Here is a 21,473-nt window from a genome sequence, read left to right on the forward strand (position 1 = left end):
TAAAAATACAGTATATGCAAAATTCACTTATTCGCCCCAAATACCCGCTGCAAGTCGCTCGTTTTCCGCTCTACGCCTGCCCGGCTCCGGCAGGTTTTCCTTCGCCTGCCGCCGATCATTACGATAAGCGCCTTGATCTGAATGAGCATCTGGTTTTGCATCCCGAAGCGACTTTTTTTCTACGCGTCAAGGGCGACTCGATGATTGGCGCCGGTATTCACGATAACGATTTATTGGTGATTGATCGCTCAGTCGAGCCCACCCATGGCCGCGTCGTCATTGCTGTAATTGATGGTGAGCTCACCGTTAAACGACTGCATCGGCAGCGCGGCAAAATTATTCTTAAAGCTGATAATCCCAGCTATCCCGATCTGGCCATCGCAGCCGACCAAGAATTACAAATTTGGGGCGTGGTCTCACACGTAATTCATAAGCCATAGCCCTTCGTCACCGCCTCTCGACTAGCAATTTTCTTCCCATTCTGGCCATTCATTCTTTTTCATGCCCCAACCATTTAACAGTGCACCATCTACCTTTGCGCTCATTGACGCCAATAATTTTTATGTTTCTTGTGAGCGCGTCTTTAATCCGCAGCTAGAAAAAAGGCCCGTAGTTGTACTTTCAAATAACGATGGTTGTATCGTCGCGCGTAGTCAAGAAGCAAAAGATTTAGGTATTGGCATGGGCATCCCTTTTTTTCAAGCTAAACATCTAATGCAAAGCCATGGTCTCATTTGGTTTAGCTCCAACTACACACTCTATGGTGATATGAGTGCGCGTATGATGACTTTACTTAGCAGTTTTGCACCCCAACAAGAAATTTATTCCATTGATGAATGCTTTCTCGATCTAACCGGCATCCATCATGATGCCGTCAGCTATGGCCAAACCATTCGTCGGTCTACGCGGCGCTACTTAGGTTTACCCACTAGCGTAGGTATCGGCAAAACCAAAACCCTCGCCAAATTAGCAAACCATCTCGCCAAAAAACGCCCACAGTATGGCGGTGTTTTCGATTGGCAGGCTTGTGAGCCCTTGGTAGAAGATTGCTTAATGGCCCAAATAGATGTCGGTGAAATTTGGGGTGTTGGTAGACGCTTACGCGTGCAATTAAGAGCGCTGGCAATTCAAACTTGCCGCGATTTGAAATATGCGCAGGCCAGCTTAATCCGTCAACGTTTTGGCGTTGTACTCGAGCGCACAGTTGCAGAATTAAATGGCCTCGCTTGTCTCGCCTTAGAAGATACCCAAACCAATCAGGAAAAGCGCAAACAACAGATTATTTCGAGTAAAAGTTTTGGTCAACCCATTACCACATTGACCGATTTAAGTGCAGCCGTATTAAGCTACACTGCGCGCGCGGCAGAAAAATTGCGCCAACAAGACTCAGTCTGCTCACATATCGTCGTATTCATCCAAACGAATCCTTTTTCCAGCCAACAAAAACAGTATGCGAATAGCCTTACCTTACCCCTGATTGTGGCAAGTAACGATACCCGTCGCTTAGCACAACTCGCGGTCTTAGGCATCGAAAAAATCTATCGCGCAGGGTATCGCTATAAAAAAGCAGGGGTCATCCTACTCGGATTACACCCTGCTACGCAGCAACAAGGGAATCTATTCGTGGCAGATGCGCCTGCGCGCAATAATAAAGTCATGCATGTCATGGATCACCTCAATCAAAAGTATGGTGCCAATACCTTAAGCTTGGCTGGCGCTGGTCTGCAGCCACACTGGCGCATGCAGGCGTCCCAACGCACCCCCAACTACACTACCGCTTGGGATGAACTAGCACAAGCCCATGCTGATCGTTAGAACCCAGAAAACTAATACTCAATACAATTAGGGATGACTGCCTTGCAGCGTAACTTATTCAGCTCTTTTTAAAGGAAATTGCTATGCGTAAAATTCTGGTTTTATTCACAACTATCGTCAGCCTGGCTTGCTTTGCACAATTCGCCTATGCAGGCCCTAAAGTTGAAATGAAAACGACTTTGGGTAGCTTTGTGGTTGAATTAGATGCAACTAAAGCGCCTAAATCAACTGCTAATTTTTTGAATTATGTCAAAAGCGGTTTTTATAATGGCACTATTTTTCATCGTGTCATTGACGGCTTCATGATTCAAGGTGGTGGCTTTACTGCCGAAATGGTACAAAAACCAACCCAAGCACCAATTCCTTCAGAAGCCCAAAACGGCCTCAAGAATCAAGCCTACACCATTGCCATGGCACGTACTGCCGATCCTGATTCAGCCACTGCACAATTTTTTGTTAACGTCAAAGACAATGAAGCCCTCAACTATCCCAATGCTGCAGGTAATGGTTATACCGTCTTTGGCAAAGTGATTTCAGGCATGCAAACTATTGATGCCATCAAAAAAGTGCAGACTACAACGGTAAATGTGCCTGGTGCGGGACGCTTCGCTGATGTACCAACCGTGCCGGTTGTGATTCAGTCGGCCACTATTTTGAATTAAGCTAATTCATTTCCGCCAACTAACTGCCGTAAGCGTTCACAATGATCTTGCTTGATGATGTTGAAAGCACGCCTGCGCTACCAACCAGTCGCCTCTACCGCCACCCAACTCAATACTGGGCTGCTAAACAGGTCACAGAAATTGCTAGCTGTCTTACGGCAATTGAGTCTGCGACCCAACAAGGTCTCTATGTAGTCGCTGCCTTTGCTTATGAATTAGGTCACTATTTACAAGGCATGTCGTCGCGCAATGATCATGCGCCGCAACCTGCTAAAGCAATGACCGAAGATCCTTTAATTGAAGCCTGGGCTTTTTCAACGGTCAACAAGCTGAGTAAAACAGAGGTAGATCAATGGCTTTTGGCAGAGCTACAACAATTGCCGCCAGATGAAGCGAGCGCAGGGGTAGCTCATTTAAGTGAGTCCCTTTCAGCAACCGACTTCAGTGCTGATATTGCGCGCATTCAAGCGTGGATACAAAGTGGCGATACCTATCAAATTAATCATACTTATCAAGTGCGAGGTCAAGCCTATGGTGCACCACTAGCTCTCTATGCCCGCTTACGCGCCCGTCAACCAGGTCGTTATGGTGCATTTGTGGCGGCCAACACACATTATATTTTGTCGCACTCGCCCGAACTCTTTGTCCAGCGCACTGGCCAGCAAATTGCGGCGATGCCGATGAAAGGTACAGCCAATGCACTTGAAAGCTCAACTGCAGCATTAAGCGCCGACCCTAAAAATCGCGCAGAAAATGTCATGATTGTAGATTTATTACGTAACGATCTTGGTCGCATTGCGCTTACTGGTAGCGTTACTGTGCCTGCATTATTTGAAGTGGCCCGTCATGGTGATGTATTACAGATGACGTCAACCGTCACCGCCCAATTACAGCCTAGAATTTCATTACAACAAATCTTGGCGGCAATTTTTCCTTGTGGTTCGGTCACTGGTGCGCCCAAAAAACGTAGTATGGAAATTATTCGTTCGCTCGAACCCCAAGCTCGCAACTATTACTGCGGCGCTTTAGGTTGGTTTGATCCCAACCAAGACTTTGCTTTAAGTGTACCCATTCGCACCATTCAATTAAGTCGCAATGCCGCAACCCAAGCAACCCATTTTGTGATGGGGGTAGGTGCAGGTATTACCAATGATTCAAATCCAGCCGCAGAATGGGAAGAGTGCCAAGTCAAGTCGGGTTTTTTAAGTCATTTACCCAGTAGCGTGGGTTTATTTGAAACCATCCGCGTCACTACAGGCCAAGCAGTACAACTGGCTGCCCACTACGCCCGTTTAACCAAATCAGCACAGAGTTTAGGCATTCCCATTTCATCATCACAGTGGCATAGCTGTGTTGAAGATGCCCTCCAGCAAATTCCTGCGCAGGGTGAGTTTCGTCTTAGAATCGATTTATCGCCTGCGGGCTTGTTGTCATTTCAATTTAGCGCGCTAGCGGCCCTCCCAAGCCCAGTCAACATTTTTTGGGCGCAAGATTTGCTCCGCGATCCTGCCATGGCCATCATGCATTCCGGTAATCTGCTCTTACAACATAAAACTACTCAACGCTTAGCCTACGATACGGCTTGGCAAGCGGCAGTTCAGCAAGGCGGCTTTGATGCCCTCTTTACTAATGAGCAAGGCATGGTTACCGAAGGGGGGCGGAGTTCGCTGTTTATCCGTCCCAAAGAAAGCCAGCAATGGTTAACGCCACCCCTCACTGCGGGCGTCTTACCTGGAATCATGCGCCAACAGTTACTCGATGATAATCAGCGTCAAACCCATGAGGTCAACCTGACTGTTGCTGAAGTCTTAGCTGCCGAAGAGATTATTATTTGTAATGCCCTACGTGGCCCCTTGTCGGCCACTTTTTAATATCACTCCCGCATTCCGCCTTAATAAAACGAATTCCTGATGAAATATTGCACCCGCTGTGGCTCACCCGTCACCCTACACATTCCCGCTGATGACACTCGTCTGCGCCATGTTTGTACGGTTTGTCAACACATTCACTATCTCAATCCCCGTAATGTAGTCGGAAGTATTCCCATCTGGCAGCAGCAAGTATTACTTTGTCGGCGGGCGATTGAACCACGTTTGGGTTTCTGGACCTTACCCGCAGGATTTTTAGAAATTGGAGAAAGTACTAGTATGGGTGCAGCGCGTGAAACTCTCGAAGAAGCGGGTGCTGAGGTCGATATTGGGCCGCTTTACTCCCTGCTAAATGTGGCTCATGTCGAGCAAGTCCATCTATTTTATTTAGCGCAAATGCGTAGCGCAGATTTTTTAGCGGGCACGGAAAGTTTAGAGGTAGCCCTATTTAATGAAGCCGATATTCCTTGGTCTGAGATTGCGTTTCCGACTGTAAAACAAACGCTGCTCTGGTTTTTTGCTGATCGGGCTGCAGGTAAAATGGCTACGCACTTCGCTGGCAGTATGCATAGCCGAGATATTCTCCCGCACGAAAAAATCTAAGTGGTAATTACTCGATGAGTCCTATCCCGTGGCTTGGTATAGCCGATTCCTTTCCCGATCCCAGCCTTACTCCTGATCCCGATCCGGCCGTACCTGGGCTCTTCGCAGTAAGCGAACATATTTACCCCGGTCAATTGAGCCAAGCTTACCAATTAGGTTTATTTCCTTGGTATTCCGATCGTCAACCTGTCTTATGGTGGTCGCCCGACCCGCGCATGGTGCTGAGTCCCGCGCAATTTATTGTCAGTAAATCACTTCATAAATCCTTACGCCATTTTTATCATCAATCCAACACCCAAATACAAGTGGATCAGCATTTTGATGCTGTTTTAAGGGCCTGCGCCACCATCCAGCGCAAAAATCAGGAGGGCACCTGGATTACCCATGAAATAATTGAGGCCTACACCGCGCTTTATGAAGCTGGACATGCCCATAGCCTTGCCGTCCTTGAAAATGACCAATTATTGGGCGGCCTCTATTGTGTTAACTTTGGCGGTATGGTGTACGGAGAGTCGATGTTTAGTTATACCGACAATGCTTCAAAGATTGCCTTGGCAGCGCTTTGCGCATGGTGCTACGATCGAGGTGTGAAAATAATCGATTGCCAACAAGAAACTGCGCATTTAAATTCTTTAGGGGCTCGCCCCATTACACGCGCCGCATTTCTTCAACACATTAACCAAGCGATTCAACAAAACCAGACGGCGGTGCCATGGTCTTTTGATAAAGCAATTTTGCAACGCTGGCTATGACGCAAGTTAACGAGCTACCCTTAACGGCCCTACAGTTTTATGCCACCGCACCTTATCCCTGTAGCTATTTGCCCGATCAAATTGCCCGCTCGCAAGTTGCCACTCCTTCGCATTCCATTCATGCTGATTTATATGGCGAACTAGTCAATGCTGGTTTTCGACGCAGTGGTCTGTTTACATACCGGCCCTATTGCGATCAATGCCAAGCCTGCATCGCAACCCGCATTCCGGTCAACCAATTTAGCCCCAACCGCAGTCAACGTCGCGCTTGGAAAAAACATGCGCATTTACAAGTTCAAGTCTTAAATTTAACTTACCAAGAAGCACACTACGAACTCTACCAACAATACCAAAATCAGCGTCATGCAGGCGGAGATATGGATCGCGATGATGAAGACCAGTACCGCCAATTCTTATTACAAAGTCGGGTGAACTCTCGACTAGTAGAATTTCGCGATGGGCTCAGCGGCGAACATCCTGGCCGCTTACGCATGGTTAGCATGATTGATATTCTCGAACAGGGCATCTCTTCGGTCTATACTTTTTTTGATGCTAACGATGCCACTACTAGTTTTGGTACCTATAGCGTGCTCTGGCAAATTAATCAAACCCAGCAACTTGGCTTAAACTATCTCTATCTAGGCTATTACATTCAAGCCAGTGAGAAGATGGCCTATAAAGCAAAATTTCAACCGCTTGAGGGTTTAATTAACGAACAATGGCAAACCCTAGCCTCACCCGCTGTACTACCCTTGTCTAATGTATCGCCATGATTGACGTCTATGCCTTATTGCGCCCCGGTTTATTCTTAATCGACGCGGAGCAAGCGCATAACCTCACTTTAGGAAACTTAGACCGCGCAGAGCGCTTAGGCTTATTAAAATATGTTGTTCCCTCGATCACCCCTCAACCACAGACTCTCTGTGGTCTCACTTTCCCTAATCCGGTAGGTCTTGCTGCGGGACTCGATAAAGATGGTCGCCATATTGATGCTTTAGCCCGTTTAGGTTTTGGGTATTTAGAAATTGGTACCGTTACACCACGACCGCAAGCAGGCAATCCTCAGCCGCGCATGTTCCGCCTCAGCGCGGCACAAGCCTTAATTAACCGCATGGGCTTTAATAACGATGGCGTGGTCGCCTGTGTAGAGCGAGTGCGGCAATCCCATTTTTGGCAAACGGGCGGCATCATTGGCCTCAATATTGGAAAAAACGCCACGACCCCAATTGAGCATGCAGCGGATGACTATATCGCCGCAATGACGGCAGTCTATGAAGTCGCTTCGTACATCACCATTAATATATCGTCGCCAAATACGGCCCATTTACGCTCCCTCCAGGCAGAGGCGCCCTTGCGCGCCCTGTTGACCCATTTAAGTGAAGCACGTCAACGTTTAACCGATCAATTTGGCTTGAAAAAGCCGCTTTTTCTAAAAATTGCGCCCGACTTAGTAGCAAGCGATGTGGTTCTCATAGCCAATTTGCTTTTGGAGTATGGCATCGATGCAGTAATCGCTAGCAATACCACCACTTTGCGCGAGGGGGTACAAGGACTTGAACACGCCCAAGAAATGGGGGGACTCTCCGGCGCCCCACTTCAACAGCGCTCTAATCAACTCATTGCCAGCTTACATGCCCAACTCCACAATCAAATTCCCATTATTGGGGTGGGCGGCATCCTGTCGGGTCACGATGCCCAAGAAAAAATAAGCGCGGGTGCGCAACTCATTCAACTGTATACAGGACTGATATACCGCGGTCCCAGCCTCATTAACGAGTGCGTCAAGGCCCTCACACCCAAGCGCTAAAAGCGCAGCTATAAAATTTGATTTCATAATATGCAATCGTAGTAAGAATAGCTACAATAAGAGCATGACTATTGCCAAGCCCTCCAAAACGCCCAAAGCCATAGGGGAAGTGGGTAAAACTGCGATTCAGGTTGTCGAGCGCATGATGAATTTGCTCGATGCTTTGGCCGAGCAGGAGGAAGCCAGCCCTCTTAAAGTGCTAGCCGAGCAAACTGGCCTGCATTCCTCAACTGCGCACCGTATCCTCAACGACTTAGTTGCCTGTCGCTTGGTTGAGCGCGGCGATGGTGGTACCTACCGCCTAGGCTTGAAGCTTTTAGAGTTAGGTAATTTAGTCAAAGCGCGCCTATCGGTGCGTGAAGCTGCCCAAATGCCCATGCGTAACCTGCATAAACTTACTGGGGAAACGGTCAATCTTTCCTTGCGTCAAGGAGATGAAATTATTTATGTCGATCGCGCCTACAGCGAACGCTCTGGCATGCAAGTGGTTCGTGCTATTGGTGGTCGCGCGCCCTTGCACTTAACTTCGGTGGGTAAGCTCTTTTTAGCTAGCGATGAAGCGCCGCAAGTACGTGCCTATGCAACCCGCACAGGTTTAACTGGCCATACTCGCAATAGCATTACTGAAGTCAATGCGCTGGAAATGGAACTGGGTAAAGCAAAAAAATTAGGCCATGCCCGCGACGATGAAGAACTTGAGCTGGGGGTAAGCTGTTTGGCTGCGGGCATCTTTGATGACAGTGGAAAATTAGTAGCGGGTTTATCGTTAAGCGCCCCTACCGATCGTATGCAGGTAGACTGGCTTAAAGCCCTGCAAGAAACTGCCGTTCAAATCTCCCGTGGGCTTGGCTTTAAACCCAAACCAACTTCTTAAAATGATTCTCTAGCCTCACATTAATTGGCGCCCAGCAGGTGCAGCACCAATTGGAATGCGTTCATACCAATCTCGCACCCGTTCAGCATCGGCAAAGCGCGACTGTGTACCAACTGAATCTAAAAATACCAATAAAAGTGGTGCACCATTTACCCGTGCTTGCATCACCAAACATTTACCCGCAGCATTAATAAAACCCGTTTTTTGCAGGCCAATATCCATATTGCCAGAACGAACCAAGCGATTGGTATTTAAAAATTTTTGCGGCCGATTATTAATCAAAATAGTTTGCTCGGGTAAAGTAGAAAACTCGCGAATTAATTTATATTGGTAAGCAGCATTTAGCATGCGGGTTAAATCTTCTGCGCTAGCTACGTTTTCACTCATTAAACCGGTTGGGTCAGCGTAATTAGAATGCACCATGCCCAATTCTTTGGCCTTCCGATTCATCGCGGCAACAAACGCGGTCATACCGCCAGGATAATTACGCCCAAGGGTATAAGCAGCTCGATTTTCTGAAGACATTAAAGCTAAACGTAAAAAATCTTCGCGGCTAAAGGCAGAACCTAAAGCGATGCGTGAATGCTTATAGCTTTGCACATCCTCGGCATTAATTACCAAGAGCTCATCAAGGGGCAATTTAGAGTCGAGCACCACCATCGCCGTCATCAATTTGGTTATCGAGGCAATCGGTAAACTCACGTTCGAATTTTTCTCGAAAATCACTTCTTTAGTATCTTGATTCACAACTAAAGCTACGCTCGATTTCAAACTTAATTCATCATGCTGCCCACGCAAACCCAAGGCGGTGGCAAAGGATGGTCGCGCCGCTTCAGCAACCATAGTAGTGGGTTGGCGGGTAACGGTAATGCGTACTCGCTTAGGCTTTTTAGCGACGACAACCTTAGCGCTCGTTTTGGGTGCTGATTTATTGCTAACAGCCGCAACCGGGGCAACTGCTTGAGTAGAGGCTTTTTTCTTATTATTAGTACTACCGTTATTTTGCGCGACAGCCGGGTTGCCGAGAAGACCACCTAAAATGATAAACGCCAGAACTCCTGCAACACAGAAATGCTGCCACTGCAATAAGGCAGAATGCTTTAAATATTCAATAAATTGAAAACCCATCTAAACCACTTTCTATCGACCTGAATCTGAGCATGATAAATACTTTTTCAGCCAAGCAACGCATTTATGCAAACCAACATCTAAAAATAGCGCTAGGGAAGACTGACTTGCGCTTTGTGATTCACTATGAGAACACCTACCATGGTTAAAAGAATGCCAAAAATCATCAGCGCGGTTAGCGGCTCATGAAAACCAATCCAAGCCATAACTGCAGTGGTTGGCGGAGTTAAATACAACAAACTAGTTACGCGGGTAGCGGTACCCTTACGAATTAATAAAAATAACAAGCTCACCGATCCAATCGAGAGCGGCCCAATAGACCATCCCAAGGCAATAACAACGGGCCAATTCCACACCATCTTGCCAGTTTCAAATAAGGCAACAGTAATGGCAGTCAACACCACCGCAACGGCAAACTGAATGAGTGATCCAGCCCGTAAATCAAAGTTGGCACAAAACTTTTTTTGATATAAGGTACCCAGCGTAATCGATAGTAAGGCTCCAATAATGAGCAAATAACTTGCTAATGGTAGTTGTACAAAATGGGTTTTTTCAAACACCACAAATGCCACTCCAATAAACCCCAAAGCCAAACCCAGCCATTGTCGTTGGGTAACATGCTCTGCGACCCACGCCGACCACCAGGCTGTCAAAATCGGTTGCAAGCCCACAATCAGTGCGGCTAAGCCTGCGCTCATGCCAAAGCGCACTGCACACCATACTCCCAAAAGATAGCCAAACTGCAATAAAGCCCCAGCAACGCCAATGTGACCAGCTAATGGCCATTTGGGCCAAACGGGGCGCCAAATTAAGCTCAGGATACCCATGGCCAATAAAACTCCCATGAAGCGCCAAAGCAAAAAAGTGGCTGGCTCGACATAAGGCATGCTAAGCCGCGCAATAATGAAGCCGGTACTCCAAATAAGGACAAAAATGGGCCCCATCGCGGCCTCTAGTGAAAAGCGCATTGTGTTATTGAGCTGCCACTAGGCACAAAAATGGGATCATGGCCCTTATTTTAGGCGGAAACCGGAAACTGGCCTTTTTTGTTGCATTGCATCAATTTTGCTATATAATTATAAAAATTAGGTGCATAACCTAAGGGCCAATAGGACAATAGAAAACTACCAAAAGCCCTTTTTTATTAATTAAAAAACCTGCGGAGAGTAATAATGAACTTAACACCAGAACAATTAGCAGCAGCCCAAAAAGCCAACCTAGAAACATTAAGCGGCCTCACTGGCCAAGCTTTAAAAAGTATTGAGAAGTTGGTTGAACTGAATATGCAAATAGCAAAATCAAGCCTTACCGATAGCTTAGGAAATGCGAAGAAAGCTTTGGAAATTAAAGATATTCAGCAATTGCTGGCTCATCAAGCTGACACAGTTAAACCCATGGCTGAAAAAATTATGGCGTATAGCCGCCACCTCTACGATTTAGCGCATGAAACCCACAGCTCCTTCAGCCAATCTGCTGAAGCCGAAATTCAGGCTAGCCAGAAGAAAATTCAGTCGATGGTAGACGATTGGGCGAAAAGTGCACCTGCAGGATCCGAGGCAGCAGTTAATGCCATGAAGCAAGCCATTGCCTCAGCCAGTACCGTATTTGAAAACAGCCAAAAGGCCGTTAAACACGCAATTGATATTGCCCAAACCAACTTAAATACTGCTACCGACAGTGTCATGCAAGCAGCCGATAAAGCTGTGAAGTCAGCTAAGGGCGGCAAAGGCAAATAAGTCGTTTTATCCGATCTCGACCGTAGCAAAATGATTGAAGCCCAGAATTTCTGGGCTTTTTTCATTTCTTCCGCTGGGCAGGTAAATCCGTACACGAGCCATGCTGTACTTCCGCAGCTAGACCCACTGTTTCACCTAAGGTTGGATGGGGATGAATCGTTTTACCCATATCAATTGCATCGGCACCTAACTCAATAGCTAAACACACTTCGCCAATTAAATCGCCCGCATGGGTGCCAACAATACCGCCGCCAATTATGCGCTGCGTGGCCGCATCAAATAGTAATTTAGTAAAACCCTCATCGCGTCCATTGGCAATTGCACGGCCACTTGCAGCCCAAGGAAATAAACCTTTTTCATAAGCAATTCCCTGTGCCTTACATTGCTCTTCTGTTAATCCAGCCCATGCAACTTCAGGGTCGGTATAGGCCACTGAAGGAATTTGCTTAGCATCAAAAAAAGATTTTTGACCAGCAGCAGCTTCTGCTGCTACATGCCCTTCATGTACGGCTTTATGGGCCAGCATGGGTTGCCCTACTAAGTCACCAATCGCAAAAATGTTCGGTACATTGGTACGCATTTGTTTATCAACAGCAATAAATCCGCGCTCATCAACCTGCACGCCTGCTAAACCCGCGTCAATTTTTTTGCCGTTTGGCGTGCGTCCCACAGCAACCAACACTAAATCGTAGCTTTGTGGCGAAGCGGGAGCGTGCTCACCCTCAAACGTCACTTCAATTCCTGTTGGCTTTGCTTCGGCCTTGGCGGCACGGGTCTTTAAGAAAATATGCTCAAAACGTCCTGCATTCTGTTTTTCCCAAACCTTTTCCAAATCCCGATCAGCGCCAGCCATCAGGCCATCTAACATTTCCACAATATCGATCTTTGTGCCGAGGGCACTATAAACGGTCGCCATCTCTAAACCAATAATGCCGCCGCCAATAACCAACATGCGCTTTGGAATACTCTTTAATTGCAATGCTCCCGTACTATCCACAATACGCGGATCGGCTGGTAAAAACGGTAAATGCACAGGTTGACTACCAACTGCAATGATGGCTTTTTGAAAACGAATCACTTCCTGTGCGCCGCTTAAATCTTGGCCATCACCACGGGTCAAATGAACAGCCACATGATTCGCATCAAGAAAATGGCCTACCCCGCGAACGACAGTCACCTTACGTGCTTTAGCCATACCAGCCAAACCGCTGGTTAACTTACCAATGACTGATTCTTTATAGGTGCGTAATTCAGCGAGGTCAATTTCCGGAGCGCTATAGCGAACGCCATGGCGAGAAATAGATTTCACTTCATCCATTACTGCAGCAGTATGTAATAAGGCTTTTGAGGGAATACAGCCCACATTTAAACAAACCCCGCCTAAGTTCGCATAACGCTCGAGCAAAATCGTTTTCATACCTAAATCGGCGCTACGAAAAGCAGCGCTATAGCCACCAGGCCCTGCACCCAAAACGAGTACTTCGCACTCATGCTGTACGGCGCCACTATATTGCCCGGCTGCTCTAGGCGCTGAAACTGAAGAATCTGGGCTAGGCACTGGAGGTAGTGACGTAGTCTGTGCAGATGACTGCGAAGGCGCCGTAGCCGGTGCCGCCGAAGATGCCACTGCAGTGACTTCAATCTCGCCAATCACCGTACCCTTACCCACTTTATCGCCTAGCTTAATTGCTAGGCTCACTATTTTTCCAGCGATTTCTGCTGGAACTTCCATGGTGGCTTTATCCGACTCTAAAACAAATAAGGGCTGTTCCTTTTCGACGCTATCGCCTACTTTAACCAGCACTTCAATTACCGGCACATCATCGTAATCGCCAATATCAGGCACGATTAAGGCTTGCTTAGTCATCTGCGCTCCTTACAGTACTGCACGCCGAAAATCAGCGAGCAATTGGGCAATATAGGCATTAAAGCGGGTTGCCAAAGCACCATCAATGACGCGATGATCAGCACTTAAAGACAAGGGGCAAATTAAACGGGGAATAAATTGCTGGCCATCCCAAACTGGTTTCATAGCCGCCTTGCTCACACCCAAAATAGCGACTTCAGGCGCATTCACAATGGGTGAAAAAGCGGTGCCGCCAATACCGCCGACGGAAGAAATGGTAAAGCTGGCTCCCTGCATTTGATCGGGCTTTAATTTTCCCTCTCTAGCGAGCGCCGCCAATTCGGAGGTTTCTTGGGCAATCTCAAAAATACCTTTTTGATTGGCATTTTTTATCACTGGAACAACCAAACCATTGGGCGTATCTGCAGCAAAGGCAATATGAAAATACTTTTTCAAGACCAGGTCATCACCATCAAGCGAACTATTAAATTCAGGATATTTTTTCAAGGCTGCAACGGCCGCCTTAATTAAAAAAGCGAGCATGGTAATTTTTTTACCCTGCTTCTCATTTTCTTTGTTTGTTGAAATGCGGAAGGCTTCTAAATCAGTAATGTCAGCATCTTCATGATAAGTAACAGCGGGAATCATCACCCAATTACGCGCTAAATTTGCAGCAGAGATTTTTTTAATGCGCGACAGCGGTTGCCGCTCGACTGCACCAAATTTAGTGAAATCCACTTTAGGCCAAGGTAAAAGATTGAAATTACCTAATCCCGTAGCTGACGCATTAGTATGAGAACCGGTATTAGCAATCATTGCCGCTTTAATAAAAGCCTGCACATCTTCCTGCGTAATTCTGCCCTTCAAACCAGAACCCGTTACTAAGGCAACTTGCACTCCCAATTCGCGCGCAAACTTACGCACCGACGGGCTGGCATGGCTAGCTTTCCCCATTAAGTCGCTATCCCCTATTGGGCTAGTCACTGTTGCTGGGGTGGCCGTATGAGTTTGAGTAACGGCAACTGCGGGAGGAGCTGAAGCGGTATGCGGTTGTGCCACTGCAGCTAAAGGAGCGGCCGTTTGACTTGGTGCGGCTGCGACTGGGGGGGTTGCCGCAGCGTCAGTAGCTTCCAGCAGCAAAACCAGCCCACCTTCAGAAATATTATCGCCAACCTTTACCTTCACCTCCTTAACCACACCAGCATGGGAAGAAGGCACATCCATTGTTGCCTTATCCGACTCAAGGGTAATTAAAGACTGCTCTTTTTCAATCACATCGCCAGGCTGAACTAAAACTTCAATGACTGGAATGTCTTGGTAATCACCGATGTCGGGAACTTTAACTTCAATTAATTGGCTCATAAGAACTTTAACCGTATATTAGGCTGGGCATTAAACTGTTAGTGGATTAGGCTTGTTGGTATCAATGCCATATTTCTGTATGGCCTCGGTAACTTTCTGCCGCTCTAATTGGCCAGAATCTGCTAGTGCTTTTAAGGCAGTTAACACAATCCAATGGCGATCTACTTCGAAAAATTGTCGTAAATTTTCACGCGTATCCGAGCGACCAAAGCCATCGGTGCCCAACACTTCGTAACGTCTTCCCAAATTTTGAATCGCCGGGCGAATTTGTTCGGCAAACATCCGAATGTAATCACTTGCTGCAATTACGGGGCCAATGGTATCTTTTAAACAAATCTCGACATGCGACAAGCTTGGCTCAGCCGCAGGATTCAAGAGGTTATGACGATTCACGGCATTCCAATTCCGCGCTAACTCCGTAAAACTCGGGCAACCCCATAAATCAGTAGCTACACCCCATTCACTTTGTAACAGCTCGGCAGCTGCGATCACTTCACGGAAAATGGTCCCGCAACCCAATAGTTGTACGCGTAATTTCGCGTTAGGCTCGCCCATACTTTGTAACTTATACATCCCTTTAATAATGTCTTCCGCTGCGCCTTTTGGCATACCTGGATGCGCATAATTTTCATTCATCAGGGTGATGTAGTAATACACATCTTCTTGCTCAGTAAGCATACGACGCATACCATCCTGAATCACAACCGCTAATTCAAAAGCAAAAGTAGGGTCGTAACTAATGCAATTAGGCACCGCTGCACTCCATACGTGACTATGACCATCTTCATGTTGCAAGCCCTCCCCATTTAAGGTGGTTCGGCCAGCAGTACCTCCAAGCAAAAAACCGCGGCTACGCATATCACCGGCTGCCCAAGCTAAATCGCCAATACGTTGAAAGCCAAACATCGAGTAAAAAATATAAAAAGGTAGCATCGGTACGCCATGGGTTGAATACGAGGTCGCCGCAGCAATCCAATCGCACATTCCACCCGCCTCATTAATGCCTTCTTGCAAAATTTGGCCGTGCTTATCTTCTTTATAAAACATCAACTGATCATGGTCTTCAGGGGTGTATTGCTGCCCCAATTGATTCCAGATGCCTAGTTGTCGAAACATTCCCTCCATACCAAAGGTACGCGATTCATCGGGCACAATTGGCACAACCCGCTTACCTAAAATTTTGTCGCGAATCACAATATTAAGCAGTCGCACAAATGCCATCGTCGTAGATATTTCACGTCCTTCACTAGTCGCCTCTAAAAGCGGTGCAAAAGTGTCTAGCGCGGGTACTGGCAAGCTTTCAGCTTTGGTGCGACGTTGGGGCAAATAACCACCAAGTTCATTACGCCGCGCCCGCATATATTCCAACTCGGGGCTGCCATCTGCAAATTTAACCAAAGGGATCTCATCTAACTGATCATCACTTACTGGAATATCAAAACGATCACGGAAACGCCGCACATCTTCAGGGTTCATTTTTTTAGCTTGGTGGGCAATATTCATGCCCTCACCTGACCCCCCCATACCGTAACCTTTAATGGTATGAGCCAAAATAACAGTAGGTTGATTTTCATGATGAACCGCGGCATGAAATGCGGCATACACCTTATGGGGATCATGACCGCCGCGATTCAAATTCCAAATATCATCATCACTCCAATCGGCCACTAGCGCTTTTAATTCGGGGGTATTAAATACAATTTCACGCACATAGGCGCCATGCTTAGACTTCATGGTTTGATAGTGACCGTCAACAATTTCACCCAAACGCTGCATCAAAATACCTTTTTTATCGCGCGCAAACAAAGCATCCCAATGGCCGCCCCACACTACCTTAATGACGTTCCAACCTGCTCCACGAAATTCACTTTCAAGCTCTTGAATAATCTTGCCATTTCCACGCACAGGACCATCAAGCCGCTGTAAATTACAATTCACCACAAAAATAAGGTTATCTAGTTTTTCGCGGCCAGCCATGCCAATTGCACCTAACGATTCAGGCTCATCGGTTTCACCGTCACCTAAAAAAGCCCAGACCTTGCGACCTTTTGTAATTGCGAAACCGCGGTCTTCTAAATACTTCATGAAGCGCGCTTGATAGATCGCCATAATTGGCCCCAGACCCATCGAGACCGTTGGAAATTGCCAGAAATCGGGCATCAACCAAGGATGGGGGTAGCTCGAAATACCTTTACCTCCGACCTCTTGGCGGAAATGGTCTAACTGGCTAGCCTCGAGCCTACCCAACATGAAAGCCCGTGCATAAACACCTGGCGCAGAATGCCCTTGAACAAAAATGAGATCACCGCCATGTTGCTCAGAAGGCGCATGCCAAAAGTGATTAAATCCAACATCATATAAAGTGGCGGCCGATTGAAACGAAGAAATATGCCCACCCACATTGGTATCTTTGTTTGCCCGCAACACCATGGCCATCGCATTCCAACGAGTATAAGAACGGATCCGATGTTCAATATTTTGATCGCCTGGTAAGCGTACTTGCAATTCAACTGGAATCGTATTGATATAGGGTGTTTCAGCATGGAAGGCTTGATTAACGCCATTCACGCGGGCATGGGAAATTTGTTGGTCAATTAAATACGCTGCCCGTTCAGCGCCTTCGGTACGAATTACGCCATCAAGCGCTTGTAACCACTCTTGAGTTTCACCTGGATCTTCATCCTTGGTGTTGGCAATAAGTTGCCCCAATATTTGCTCTGGAATTGCTGCCATTTTTAATCTCCATAGTGATATGCAATGCCGTTGAACTTCACTTTATGGCTGAATTTTAAGAAGAGAAAGTTATATTGACAAGAAATATTCCACATAATGATAGCATTTATCATAATATGGAATTATATTGCGCTGCAAATCAACTTGGGAATAAGGCAGAATAAGGGTAATCTCTATACGCCCCATGCGCTCCCTCAAACAACTCTTCACAGCCAAACTCTTTAACCGCAACCTTTTAACAAAGTTGCGGGCATCACGCATTGTCTTTACACCGCTATTAGCAATTATTATTTTTACACTGGCGATGGGCATTATTTTGGGAACGCTCCAAATGCAAGAGCGCTCCCAGCAAGAAAATGCTCTTTTCAGAGAGCTTTCATTTGTAAAGCAACGCATTCAATTGCGTTTTTTAACAAACTCAGAAGCATTAGTGGCAATGAGTCAAGAGCTGGGTAAGGCCAATACCGATAACAATGCCCAAGTAAAAGTATTAAAACAGGCTGAAGCCTTTGTCGCCAATAACCATGAGATTAGCCAATTAATTTGGTTTAATGAAAATAATTTACGCCAATGGATGATTCCCTTACCCTCGCAAGCGACCGATTGGTTTGATCAGTCACCTAATGCCGAAACAATCGAGCGGCAATTAAAACGGGCAATAATTTTAAGCAGGGAAACCAATCGTCCAGCGTACAGTGAAATTATTAGCCTGCAATCGAATACCGATCAACCCATTCCGCTCGAGCGACAAACCGTATTTTGGCAAACTGTACCCACTACCATCGAAGGCGAGGGCGCAGGCATTCTGGCAGTTTTATACAGCGCCCATGGAATTTTAGAGTACATCATTCCCACGGAACTAAAAAGTCAATATCGCTTTACCTTGCTAAATTATTCAGGTAATGTGCTGGCCATTTCTTCGGATCGAAATACCCCAACTCGGGCGCTGAGTAATGAAACTAGTCTCGAGTTAGGCGCCTTTAGCCCCACTTTAATTTTAAAAGTAGATACCTATCCACCCCCAACTAATCTTACTTTTAGAATGCTACTTGGCGTCGTGATTGGCTTAAGTGCATTCGTTATTTGGAGTTTATGGTCGGTCTTAAAACAAATTCAAGCACGTAATAAAATTGAAACCAACTTGCGTGCGGAAACGAGTTTTCGTAGCGCCATGGAAGATTCCACGCCAATTGGAATTCGCGCTCACGATATGGAAAAACGTATCACCTATGTGAATCGGGCTTTTTGTGAAATGGTAGGCTACTCTAGTGAAGAATTAATTGGCCTAGTACCGCCCTTTCCCTTCTGGCCAGCCGATAAGCATGATCAGCTTGGCACCAATATGGAACGGGTATTACAAGAGCAAAATCATCAATTGATGAAAGCAGGTATTGAAGGCGAACTACAACGCCGCAATGGCGTACGTATCAATACGCGTACCTATGCCGCTCCTCTGCTAAACGAAAAAGGTTTGCAAACTGGCTGGGTCACTTCGATTACGGATATTTCTGAACCCAAAAAAATTCGCGAAGAATTAACGGCAACGCAAGAACGCTTTGTCACGGTTTTGGAAGGATTGGATGCCGCAGTTTCAGTAGTCTCTCTAGAAACCGGCAAATTATTATTTGCCAATCGTTTTTATCGACAACGCTTTGGTCCTACTGAAAAAGGCCACATTAGTTTAAATGCCGATGAGATGAGCCCCCATGTCATTCATGATATGAAAGATGATAGTGTTGATGTTTTTGCTGGCCTACCTGAATCGGAGTTCAATCAAAATACGGGCAGCGATTCACATGAAGTGCAATTAATGGATGGTGAACCATCTTGGTATGAAGTACGCGGGCGATATATTCCCTGGGTCGATGGTCATTTGGCGCAACTACTCATTGCTACCGATATTACGCTCCGTAAACAAGCCGAAGATTTAGCGCGCCAACAGGATGAAAGGATGCAATTTACCAGTCGCCTAACAACAATGGGTGAGATGGCTTCTTCACTGGCGCACGAACTTAATCAACCTTTGTCAGCTATTTCCAATTACTGCATGGGCGTAGCCAAACGATTAAAAACCTACTCTGATTCCAGTCTAATAGCTGAGCTAATGCCAGCCTTAGAAAAAGCTTCCGCCCAAGCCTTGCGCGCTGGCACCATTATTCAGCGCATTCGAGACTTTGTTAAACGCAGTGAACCACAAAGAAAAAGCTGCGATATCGCCCAAATTATTGGCAATGCGGTTGATCTGCTAGAGATTGAAGCGAATCGCCATCGGTTTTCAATTGTGGCTGAGATCATGCCTAATTTGCCGCGTATCGAACTCGATCCTGTCTTAATTGAGCAGGTTCTCGTTAATCTCTTAAAAAATGCCCTAGATAGTTTGCGAGATGCTTACCCCCTACCTTCACGCTGGTCTGCCCCGCCGGTAAAAATTACTGCTGATTTAGATCCTGAGACCTACCCAACTGCCCTACGTATTCAAGTGACAGATGCAGGCTCTGGTATAGCAGATGCCGTGATTCAGCGGATGTTTGAGCCTTTTTTTAGTACTAAAGATGATGGCATGGGCATGGGGCTGAATATTTGTCGCTCTATCATTGAGTCACACCATGGCCGCCTCTGGGCCAAAAATCAGCTAGATCCAGAACATACCCGCCTTTTTGGTTGCACCTTTACAATCCTATTACCCATAGAGCTGTCTGAGAATTTAAGCGAGAACCATGATGATCCAAAGCAATACCCCGAAAACCAGTCAAGCTGAGGTTGTATACGTTGTTGACGACGACGAGGCCGTTCGTGATTCACTAACTTGGCTCTTAGAGAGTAACGGCTACACGGTGCGCTGTCATGCAAGCGCTGAACGTTTTTTACAATCGTTACAAAATACCGATAAATCCACTATTTCCTGTGCCATTCTAGATGTTCGTATGTCAGGTATGTCGGGGCTGGAATTACAAGAACGACTCACCGCTGAAAATTTACCAATGCCAGTCTCCTTTATAACGGGGCATGGCGATGTCTCTATGGCGGTATCCACCATGAAACGGGGTGCCGTTGATTTTATCGAGAAGCCATTTAAAGAAAATGAGCTCTGTCATTTAGTTGAACGAATGTTAATGAAAGCACGTGCCGATTACTCCTTAGCTAGCAACCGCAAAGTAACCCAGAGTCTATTAGGAAAACTCACTGGCCGTGAGCGCCAAGTACTCGAACGCATTGTTTCTGGCCGACTCAATAAGCAAATTGCTGACGACCTTAGTATTTCTATTAAAACGGTTGAAGCCCACCGCGCAAATATTATGGAAAAGTTGAATGTCAGCACAGTGGCTGACCTTCTGCGTCTCGCTTTATCCGAGTCTCAGGGAAGTTGATCAACCGATAAATAACTGGTAAACTGGTTTTTTATTTCCACCTAAACCAATGAGTTCACTATGCCAGCCCAGTTAATCGATGGAAATGTTTTATCAAAAAAGCTGCGTACCGAAATTACGGCCCGTGCGGCCATTGTTACAGCTAAAGGCTTACGCCCTGGCTTAGCAGTTATTTTGGTAGGCGAAAATGCCGCCAGCCAAGTCTACGTCAGAAATAAAGTTAAGGCTTGCGAGGAAGCTGGTTTTCATTCTGTTCTAGAGCGCTACGCAAGCGAATTATCCGAAGAAGAGCTACTAGCACGTATCGCCACTTTAAATGCTGATCCCTCCATTCAAGGAATTTTGGTGCAATTACCTTTGCCTGAACATATTGATTCAAAACGGGTCCTCGAAGCAATTACCCCGCCAAAAGACGTGGATGGCTTCCATATCGCCAATGCTGGTGCCTTAATGGTGGGTGCACCTGAATTCATTCCCTGCACTCCTTATGGTTGTATGAAAATGTTAGAAAGCATTGAATACCCGCTACGTGGCGCAAAAGCCGTCGTGGTTGGTGCATCGAATATTGTGGGCAAACCCATGGCGATGTTATTACTCCAAGCGGGTGCGACCGTCACAATTTGCAATAGTAAAACCCGTGACTTAGCCCACCATACTAAAGATGCCGATGTGCTTGTGGTAGCCACTGGCAAACCTAAAATGATTACTGGAGCCATGATTAAACCGGGTGCGGTAGTCATCGATGTTGGTATCAATCGCTTACCTGACGGTAAATTATGTGGTGATGTCGACTTCGATTCAGCTAAATATGTCGCTGGCTGGATTACCCCTGTACCTGGAGGCGTAGGGCCAATGACCATTACAATGCTCTTAATGAATACCATTGAAGCAGCCGAAAAAGCGGTCAAATTGTCTTAAC

At 46.5% G+C, this 21,473-nt stretch carries 18 protein-coding genes; 13 read left to right on the forward strand and 5 right to left on the reverse strand.

What is annotated here, in order from left to right:
* Window positions 1-14 precede the first annotated feature (14 nt).
* From LZT22_RS03490 to LZT22_RS03530, 9 genes are all read left to right on the forward strand, one after another.
* Window positions 15-440 carry a LexA family transcriptional regulator gene (locus LZT22_RS03490; protein ID WP_233923659.1) on the forward strand — a complete coding sequence of 142 codons (426 nt, stop codon included), beginning with the start codon at window positions 15-17 and terminating at the stop codon, window positions 438-440.
* Between the two features lie 61 nt (window positions 441-501).
* Complete coding sequence (locus LZT22_RS03495; RefSeq protein ID WP_233923660.1) at window positions 502-1,815, forward strand: Y-family DNA polymerase; 1,314 nt, start codon at window positions 502-504, stop codon at window positions 1,813-1,815.
* Between the two features lie 83 nt (window positions 1,816-1,898).
* Window positions 1,899-2,477, forward strand: coding sequence for a peptidylprolyl isomerase (locus LZT22_RS03500; RefSeq protein ID WP_233923661.1), 579 nt, complete (start codon window positions 1,899-1,901; stop codon window positions 2,475-2,477).
* 41 nt (window positions 2,478-2,518) lie between these two features.
* Complete coding sequence (locus tag LZT22_RS03505; protein WP_233923662.1) at window positions 2,519-4,348, forward strand: bifunctional chorismate-binding protein/class IV aminotransferase; 1,830 nt, start codon at window positions 2,519-2,521, stop codon at window positions 4,346-4,348.
* A gap of 39 nt (window positions 4,349-4,387) precedes the next feature.
* Window positions 4,388-4,948: an NUDIX hydrolase gene (locus tag LZT22_RS03510; RefSeq protein ID WP_233923663.1), complete on the forward strand. Its 561-nt coding sequence runs from the start codon at window positions 4,388-4,390 to the stop codon at window positions 4,946-4,948.
* Between the two features lie 14 nt (window positions 4,949-4,962).
* Entirely contained in the window at window positions 4,963-5,700 is a 738-nt protein-coding gene (gene aat, locus LZT22_RS03515) for a leucyl/phenylalanyl-tRNA--protein transferase (RefSeq protein ID WP_233923664.1), read from the forward strand.
* Complete coding sequence (locus tag LZT22_RS03520; protein ID WP_233923665.1) at window positions 5,697-6,473, forward strand: arginyltransferase; 777 nt, start codon at window positions 5,697-5,699, stop codon at window positions 6,471-6,473. The genes aat and LZT22_RS03520 overlap by 4 nt, the downstream gene beginning before the upstream one ends.
* A complete protein-coding gene (locus LZT22_RS03525; protein WP_233923666.1) occupies window positions 6,470-7,507 on the forward strand; it encodes a quinone-dependent dihydroorotate dehydrogenase in 1,038 nt (345 codons plus the stop codon). The genes LZT22_RS03520 and LZT22_RS03525 overlap by 4 nt, the downstream gene beginning before the upstream one ends.
* Before the next feature lie 64 nt (window positions 7,508-7,571).
* On the forward strand, window positions 7,572-8,381 hold the full coding sequence (locus LZT22_RS03530) for an IclR family transcriptional regulator (protein WP_233923667.1): 810 nt from the start codon (window positions 7,572-7,574) through the stop codon (window positions 8,379-8,381).
* Window positions 8,382-8,396: 15 nt separating this feature from the next.
* Here the strand turns inward: LZT22_RS03530 and LZT22_RS03535 are convergent, their stop codons facing one another.
* Both LZT22_RS03535 and LZT22_RS03540 read right to left on the reverse strand, forming a co-directional pair.
* Window positions 8,397-9,509, reverse strand: coding sequence for a serine hydrolase (locus LZT22_RS03535; protein WP_233923668.1), 1,113 nt, complete (start codon window positions 9,507-9,509; stop codon window positions 8,397-8,399).
* 92 nt (window positions 9,510-9,601) lie between these two features.
* On the reverse strand, window positions 9,602-10,477 hold the full coding sequence (locus LZT22_RS03540) for a DMT family transporter (protein WP_233923669.1): 876 nt from the start codon (window positions 10,475-10,477) through the stop codon (window positions 9,602-9,604).
* 204 nt (window positions 10,478-10,681) lie between these two features.
* On the opposite strand from LZT22_RS03540, the gene LZT22_RS03545 reads away from it, so the two are divergent.
* The gene (locus LZT22_RS03545) at window positions 10,682-11,245 is read left to right on the forward strand and encodes a phasin family protein (RefSeq protein WP_233923670.1); all 564 of its coding nucleotides are present in this window, start codon (window positions 10,682-10,684) and stop codon (window positions 11,243-11,245) included.
* A 61-nt stretch (window positions 11,246-11,306) separates the two neighbouring features.
* On the opposite strand, the gene lpdA is transcribed toward LZT22_RS03545, so the two are convergent.
* The 3 genes from lpdA to aceE are packed head-to-tail and all read right to left on the reverse strand — an operon-like array spanning window position 11,307 to window position 17,186.
* Complete coding sequence (gene lpdA / locus LZT22_RS03550; RefSeq protein ID WP_233923671.1) at window positions 11,307-13,112, reverse strand: dihydrolipoyl dehydrogenase; 1,806 nt, start codon at window positions 13,110-13,112, stop codon at window positions 11,307-11,309.
* A gap of 9 nt (window positions 13,113-13,121) precedes the next feature.
* Complete coding sequence (aceF, locus tag LZT22_RS03555; protein ID WP_233923672.1) at window positions 13,122-14,453, reverse strand: dihydrolipoyllysine-residue acetyltransferase; 1,332 nt, start codon at window positions 14,451-14,453, stop codon at window positions 13,122-13,124.
* Between the two features lie 30 nt (window positions 14,454-14,483).
* The gene (gene aceE, locus LZT22_RS03560) at window positions 14,484-17,186 is read right to left on the reverse strand and encodes a pyruvate dehydrogenase (acetyl-transferring), homodimeric type (RefSeq protein ID WP_233923673.1); all 2,703 of its coding nucleotides are present in this window, start codon (window positions 17,184-17,186) and stop codon (window positions 14,484-14,486) included.
* Window positions 17,187-17,370: 184 nt separating this feature from the next.
* Between aceE and LZT22_RS03565 the strand changes: the two genes are divergently transcribed.
* Genes LZT22_RS03565 through folD form a run of 3 tightly spaced genes read left to right on the forward strand, consistent with a single transcriptional unit; the run spans window position 17,371 to window position 21,472 of the window.
* On the forward strand, window positions 17,371-19,944 hold the full coding sequence (locus tag LZT22_RS03565; protein ID WP_233923674.1) for a PAS domain S-box protein: 2,574 nt from the start codon (window positions 17,371-17,373) through the stop codon (window positions 19,942-19,944).
* Window positions 19,907-20,554 carry a response regulator transcription factor gene (locus tag LZT22_RS03570; RefSeq protein ID WP_233923675.1) on the forward strand — a complete coding sequence of 216 codons (648 nt, stop codon included), beginning with the start codon at window positions 19,907-19,909 and terminating at the stop codon, window positions 20,552-20,554. The genes LZT22_RS03565 and LZT22_RS03570 overlap by 38 nt, the downstream gene beginning before the upstream one ends.
* Before the next feature lie 60 nt (window positions 20,555-20,614).
* Window positions 20,615-21,472 carry a bifunctional methylenetetrahydrofolate dehydrogenase/methenyltetrahydrofolate cyclohydrolase FolD gene (gene folD, locus LZT22_RS03575; RefSeq protein ID WP_233923676.1) on the forward strand — a complete coding sequence of 286 codons (858 nt, stop codon included), beginning with the start codon at window positions 20,615-20,617 and terminating at the stop codon, window positions 21,470-21,472.
* Window position 21,473: the final 1 nt, after the last annotated feature.

It is taken from the genome of Polynucleobacter sp. IMCC 29146 (assembly GCF_021395195.1).
In the GTDB taxonomy this organism is placed as follows: Bacteria; Pseudomonadota; Gammaproteobacteria; order Burkholderiales; family Burkholderiaceae; genus Polynucleobacter.